This window comes from Thiohalobacter sp., assembly GCF_027000115.1.
Lineage (GTDB): Bacteria > Pseudomonadota > Gammaproteobacteria > Thiohalobacterales > Thiohalobacteraceae > JALTON01.
This window is the reverse complement of the sequence record NZ_JALTON010000032.1, coordinates 47,045-54,109: the sequence shown is the minus strand read 5'-3', so window position 1 is coordinate 54,109 and position 7,065 is coordinate 47,045. Positions and strand designations below refer to the sequence as shown.

At 69.6% G+C, this 7,065-nt stretch carries 4 protein-coding genes; 2 read left to right on the top strand and 2 right to left on the bottom strand.

From position 1 onward, the window contains the following. Positions 1-2,054, bottom strand: a 2,054-nt coding sequence (locus MVF76_RS05180; RefSeq protein WP_297527731.1) for an efflux RND transporter permease subunit, incomplete at its 3' end; no start/stop codon positions are given. 6 nt (positions 2,055-2,060) lie between these two features. After that, positions 2,061-3,230 carry an efflux RND transporter periplasmic adaptor subunit gene (locus MVF76_RS05175; RefSeq protein WP_297527730.1) on the bottom strand — a complete coding sequence of 390 codons (1,170 nt, stop codon included), beginning with the start codon at positions 3,228-3,230 and terminating at the stop codon, positions 2,061-2,063. Between the two features lie 129 nt (positions 3,231-3,359). Here MVF76_RS05175 and MVF76_RS05170 point away from each other — a divergent pair, with 129 nt between their 5' ends. Further along, complete coding sequence (locus MVF76_RS05170; RefSeq protein WP_297527729.1) at positions 3,360-5,726, top strand: LPS-assembly protein LptD; 2,367 nt, start codon at positions 3,360-3,362, stop codon at positions 5,724-5,726. Positions 5,727-5,745: 19 nt separating this feature from the next. Next, entirely contained in the window at positions 5,746-7,035 is a 1,290-nt protein-coding gene (locus tag MVF76_RS05165) for a peptidylprolyl isomerase (protein WP_297527728.1), read from the top strand. The last annotated feature ends 30 nt before the right edge of the window (positions 7,036-7,065 follow it).

The window sequence follows — 7,065 nt, the reverse complement described above, 5'->3', positions numbered from 1 at the left end:
ATGCCGACCTCGATGTCGGAACCGGCCGGGCCACCCTGCGGGCGCAGTATGGACATGCGCCGGATGCCCGGCACCCGCGCGATGCGATCCCGGATATCGTTGATGATGGCCTCGGTGGGGCGGGTGCGCGTGCCCTCCCGGGAGAAATTCAGGTTGACCACCGGATTGACGAAGCGCTCGATGAAGCCGCGCGGCTTCATCGGCTTGAGGTCGATGATGAGCTGTATGTATTGCGAACCCAGCCGCGATCGGTTGAAGTCGATCAGGGTGACACCGACATTGGTGAGCAGGGTGTCCAGCTCGTCCTCGTCCAGCGCTGCCATCACCACCTGCTCCAGTTCGGCGGCGAGCTGGGCCGTGTCCTCCAGGCTGTAGGTGTTGGGTGCCTCGGCATTGATGAAGAACTGGCCGATGTCGACATGGCCGAACTGCTGGTAGGGCAGTCGGGTGGCGGCATAGACCAGCGCCACCGCCAGCAGTGCGATCGACAGCAGGGCGACGAAATAACGGTTGCGCAGGCTCCAGCGCAGGATGCGCTGATAGCGCGCCAGCCAGCCCTGCCAGTCCACCCGCCGGCGCCGCGGCGCCGGGCTCACCCGCAGCAGGTCGTTGGCGTGCGAGGGCAGCACCGCGAAGGCCTCCCACAGCGAGCCGAGCAGGGCCGCGCTCACCACCACCGGGATGACCTCGATGAAGGCACCCATGGTGCCGCCGATGGCGAACATGGGCAGGAAGGCGGCAATGGTGGTGGTGGTCGAGGCCAGTACCGGCCAGAACACCTCGCGCGCGCCGCGCTCGGCGGCGAGCCCCGCCGGCGCACCCAGCTCCATGTGGCGATAGATGTTCTCGTTGACGATGATGGCGTCGTCGACGATGAGGCCGAGCGCAATCAGGAAGGCAAACAGCGACACCATGTTGATGGTGTAGCCGAGGTAGTGGATGGTCGCGACCGCGACCAGGAAGGACACGGGAATCCCCAGCGCCGTGATCAGCGCGATACGGAAGTTCAGGAACAGGTAGAGCGAGATCAGCAGCAGCACCAGGCCCACGGCGCCGGAGCTTTTCACCGTCTCCAGGCGGGTCTTGACGTAGACCGACAGGTCGGAGAACAGCCCCACCCCGAGCGAGGGCGGCAGTTCCCGGCGCAGCTCGGCGGCCAGCGCGCGCACGGCATCGGAGACATCGATGGTGGAGGCATCCGCGGTCTTGGTGACGGTCAGGTTCACCGAAGGCTTGCCATTGAAGCGGCCGAGCGTGACCGGTTCCTCCAGCCGCAGCTCGACCCTGGCCAGCTCGCCCAGCCGCAGCCGGCCGCCGGACTCGCCGGTGCGCAGCACGATGTCGGCCACCGCGTCGGGCACCGGCGGCGTGCCCATGCCGCGCAACAGGATGTCGCCCTCCCGCGCCTTGAGCGTGCCGCCAGGCAGATCGCGCAGGTTGTCGCGCAGGGCGGCGGCGACCGCGGCCAGCGGCAGGCGCGCCGCAGCCAGCCGGTCGGGATCGACCTCCACCCACAGCTCCCATTCGCGCCGCCCCGCCACGCCCACGGCCGCCACCCCCGGGATGGCCAGCATGCGCCGGCGCACATCGTCGGCGACCCGGTACAGATAACCGGGATCGACCGCGCCGTAGAGACTCATGCTGATGACCGGAAAGCGGGTCTCCAGCCGCGTCAGTTCCGGCGCCTCGGCCTCCTCGGGCAGCTCGGTGATCTGGTCCAGCGCCGTCTGCGCATCGCGCATGAACTGGTCGACATCGGCACCCGGCTTGAGCTTGAGGGTGATGACCGACCGGCCCTCGCCGCTGGCCGAGGTCATCACGTCGATGTCGGACAGGCCGTCGAAGGCTTCCTCGATGGGCAGCGTCACCTGCTGCTCGACCTCTTCCGGCGAGGCGCCCTCGAACACCGTGCTGATGCGCACCATGTCCTTTTCGACCACGGGAAACATCTCCTGCGGCATGGCCTGCCAGGACAGCACGCCCAGGATGACCACCAGCACCAGCAGCAGGTTGGTGATCAGGGGATGACGGATGGAATAGCGGATTAGCGACATCGCGGATCAGGCATCGGGCGCCAGCGGTGTCACCGGCAGCCCGTCGGCCAGCGCGGCCACGTCGCGCGCCACCACCGGGGTACCCGCAGTCACCCCCTGCTCGATGACCTGCAGGTCGCCGACCCGCGGACCGGCGGTCACCTCGACCCGGCGCACCCGACCCGCATCCACCTCGAACAGGAAGGCATGGCCCTCTTCGCGCAGCACTGCCGTCACCGGCACCACCAGCACGTCGTCCAGCGGCGCCAGCGGCAGCACCACCCGGGCCCAGTCGCCCGGCCGCGCCACCGAGCCGGGGAGCCGAATCTCCACGGCGTGGGTCAGGGTGCGTTCATCGGGATCGGTCTGCAGGCTGTGCACCCGGCCGGAGGCACTGCGCCCGTTCACCGTCACCGCGACCGCCTGGCCCAGCGCCAGGCCCCGTGCCACAGCGCCGCGCACATCGACGCGCAGCTTGAGCCGGGCCGCGTCGATATATTCGGCCACACGGCTGTTGACCGCCAGATAGTCGCCGGGCTCCGCCAGAAAGCGATTCACCCGGCCATCGAAGGGCGCCTTGATGCGGGTGCGCGCCAGATCGCGCTCGGCGCGTTGCAGGCGGGCCTGCTGCAGCCTCACCCGGGTCTCGGAGGCCGCCACCGCCGCCTCCAGCCGCGCCACCTCGGACGCCAGCTGCACCGCCTGGGCGCGCGCCTGGTCCAGCCGCGACTGCGCCACCAGCGAGCGCCCGACCAGCGATGCCTGGCGCCTCACCTCGGCCTGCTGAAGCGCGAGCCGGCGCCTTGCCAGCGCCAGCAGCTCGCGGTCGCGGGCACCCGATGCCCGTTCCAGTTCCAGTGCCGCGCGTGCCTCGGCCAGGGCATCCCGATAGTCGGCATCGTCCAGGACCAGCAGTGGCGCGCCTGCCGTCACCGGCTGCCCCGCGACCACCGGTCGCTCGCGCACCCTGCCCGCCACCTGGTTGCGCAGGGTGACCCGGCGCGCCGGCAGCAGCCGCCCGGTCAGCGTCTCGGTCGGCCGCAGGTCCCGCTGCGCGACCTCGACCACCGTCACCGCCAACGGCGCCGGTTCCGCCGGCGGTACGCTGCGATCGGGCCGGGTGGCGAGCAGAAGCCCGGCCACCAGGACCAGGGCCAGCAGTACCAGGGACTTCCGGGAGAATCGGCCAGGGGACACGTGGCGGGCAACGAAATGATTGAAGGAAAAGCCATTCTATGCGATTTTACGGGGCGCTCGCCAGCCGCCGGACGGCTGTCCGACCGGCGTCCCGAAGGGCCGCCCGCAGACCACGACAACGGGTACCGCGTGACCGATCGACCCCCCTTTCGACTGACCCTGCCGCTGCTGTGCGGCCTGGCCCTGGCCCAGCCCGCCCTGGCCGAATGGCTTTGCCGCGCCGGCGCCGACGGCCAGTGGCAGTGTGCCGGCGCGGGCGACGAACCGGTCCCCGCGCCGCGCACCCCGGCACCCACCGCCGCGCCGGCGTCGTCACCGGGCCCGACGACGCCCGTGGCGACCGCACCCGCCGCGGCGGCGGCGCCGGCAACGCCGCCCGCGCCGGCCACCCCACGCCTGTGCCGACCGCTGGCACCCCTTGCCGAACCCCTGCCCGGCCCGGGACAGACCGAAACCCGGATGGCCGCGCGCGAGGCCCGCAACGAACAGGGCAACCGCTTCCTGCTGCGCGGCGGGGCCCGCATCGAGCGTGCCGGCCAGCGCCTGACCGCCGACGAGATCCGCTACGACAAGACCCGTGGCGTGGCCGAGGCCGAGGGCCGGGTGCGACTCGACGACCCCGAACTGGCGGTCACGGGCAACCGGGCGCGACTGGCGCTGGACAGCGACCAGGGCGAGATCCATGACGTCCACTACGCGCTGCGCGGCCGCCACGCCCGAGGGGAGGCCGCGGCAGCATTCCAGGAGAGCGCCGACCGCAAGCGCTTCGAGGCCGCCACCTACACCACCTGCGACGCCGATGCCGAAAGCTGGCGCCTGCGTGCCCGCGAGGTGGTGCTCGACGAGGCCAGCGGCGTCGGCAAGGCCCGCCACGTGCGGCTCGAGGCCGGCGGCGTGCCGGTGCTCTACAGTCCCTGGCTCAGCTTCCCCATCGACGACCGCCGCAAGTCCGGCTTTCTGGTGCCCGGCTGGGGCCGTTCCGACGAAGGCGGCGTCGATATCCGCATCCCCTACTACTGGAACATCGCCCCCAATCGCGACGCGACCCTCACCCCGCGCTACCTGGGCAAGCGCGGCCTGATGATGAAGGGTGAGTACCGTTACCTCACCCGCGACAGCCGCGGGCAGCTCGACCTGGAGTACCTGCCCTCGGACGATGCCTTCGGCGGGCGCGACCGGACACTCCTCGGCATTCGCCACCAGGGCCGGCTGAGCGAGCGGCTGCAGGCCCGCGTTGACATCCGCAGCGTCTCCGATGCCGAGTACTTCGAGGACCTGGGCGACAACCTCGGTCTCAGCGCCCTCACCCACATCAACCGTGTCGCCGAACTGCGCTACAGCGCACCACAGTGGACGCTGAGCGGCCGGCTGCAGGACTTCCAGACCGTCGACCGCACCATCCCCGCCACCCGCCGCCCCTACGGGCGCCTGCCGCAGTTGCGCCTGGCTGCCCGGCCGGACTGGCATCCCGGGGGCATCGATCTGCAGTTGAACGCCGAAGTCGTGCGCTTCGACAAGGCCGATGCCGTCACCGGCACTCGCTACGATCTGACACCGACACTGAGCCTGCCGCTGGGCCGCGCCGCCTGGTTCCTCACCCCGGCACTGGCGCTGCGGCACACCGGCTACCGGCTCGACGGCGTGGCCGCGGGCGACCCCGATGCGCCGACCCGCACCAACCCGATCGCCAGCCTCGACGGCGGCCTGTTTCTAGAACGCAGCACCGAGTGGTTCGGCACCCGCTACACCCAGACCCTGGAGCCGCGCGCCTTCTATCTCTATGTCCCCGAGCGCGACCAGTCGGCCATCCCGGTGTTCGACACCAGCCTGCGCGACTTCAGCTACGCCCAGTTGTTCGCCACCAACCGCTTCACCGGCGCCGATCGCATGGGCGACGCCAACCAGCTCACATTGGCCGTGACCAGCCGCCTGCTGGACCCGGCCAGCGGTGCCCAGCGCGCCCGTTTCGCGCTGGGCGACATCCTCTATTTCCGTGACCGCACCGTGACCCTGCCGGGCAGGGCACCCGAACGCCAGGCCAGTTCCAACCTGGTGGCGCTGGCCGATCTCTCCCTGAGCCCGGCCTGGTCGCTGGCCGCCGGCCTGCAATGGGATCCCCACGAAACCAAGACCGACCGCAGCAACCTGCGCCTGCAGTACCGGCCTGGCGAGCGACGGCTGTTGAACCTTGTCTACCGTTATCGGTCCGACCGTCTGGAACAGGTCACCCTGTCCGGCCTGTGGCAGCTCACGCCGCGCTGGCAACTGGTCGGGCGCTGGAGCCATTCGCTGCCCGACAGCACCCTGCTCGAAGGGTTGGGCGGCGTCGAATACGAAACCTGCTGCTGGATTGCCCGGCTGGTGGGCCGCAGCTATATCAACAACACCGCAGGCGAGCGCAACACGGCCGTGCTGTTCCAGATCGAGCTCAAGGGTCTGACCAGCTTCGGCGATCCCGTCAGTGAAACGCTCCGAAGTGGTATCCTCGGTTACTGAAACATTCCGGCGGACTGCAATGAAAAACCTGCTTGCCAAGCTGTTCCTGATCCTGTTGTGCCTGGGCGCCCTGCCCGTCCAGGCGGCGCCTGCCGAACTCAATCGCATCGTCGCCGTGGTCAACGACGATGTCATCCTCGTCAGCGAGCTGGAGGACCGGCTGCGGCTGGTCAAGAAGCAGCTTGCTGCCCGCAAGGCCGAGCTGCCCGACGACGACACCCTGCGCCGTCAGGTGCTCGATCGGCTCATCCTGGAGCGCCTGCAGCTGCAACTCGCCGACCAGAACAACATCCGCGTCGACGACGAGACGCTCAATGCCAGCCTGCGCAACATCGCTCGCGAAAACGGCATGACCCTGACCGAATTCCGCAAGGTGCTGGAACGCGACGGGCAGAACTGGGCCCGATTCCGCGAGGACCTGCGCAATCAGATCCGCATCAACCGGCTGCGCCAGCAGATGGTCGGCAATCGCATCAATGTCACCGACCAGGAAATCGACAACCTGCTTGCCAGCCAGAGCGCCTGGGGCGACCAGGGCCGCCAGTACCGACTCGGCCATATCCTGATCGCCACGCCGGAAGGCGCCTCTCCGGAACAGATCGCCGAGACCCGCCGCGAGGCGGAGAAGGTGCTCGCGGAACTGCGTGCCGGTGCCGACTTCGCGCGCACGGCCATCGCCTACTCCGACGACCGCAACGCCCTGGAGGGCGGCGATCTGGGCTGGCGCAAGGCGGCCCAGCTTCCCAGCCTGTTTGCCGACGTGGTACGCAAGCTGAAGCCGGGCGAGGTCAGCGACCTCATCCGCAGCCCCAGCGGCTTCCACATCATCAAGCTGATCGACATACGCGGCGACGAGCGCAAGGTGGTCACCCAGACCCGGGTGCGCCATATCCTGCTCCGGCCCGACGCCCTGCAATCCCGCGACGAGGTGCTGACCCGCCTGCAGCAGCTCCGGGAACGCATCATCGGCGGCGAGGACTTCGCCACCCTGGCGCGCGCCAATTCCCAGGACAAGCTCTCGGCCTCGCGCGGCGGCGACCTCGACTGGGTCAACCCCGGTGAGCTGGTACCGCGCTTCGAGGACGCCATGAATCGCCTGCAACCCGGCGAGATCAGCCAGCCGGTGGAGACCCGCTTCGGCTGGCACCTGATCCAGGTGCTCGATCGCCGTACCCACGACAATACCGAAGACTTCCGCCGCGCCCAGGCGCGCGACTTCATTCATCGCCGCAAGATGGACGAGGAACTGGAACTCTGGCTGCGGCGGCTGCGCGACGAGGCCTACGTCGAAATCCGTCTCGACGAGTGAGCGACCGCCCACGCGCCGGCCGCAACATTC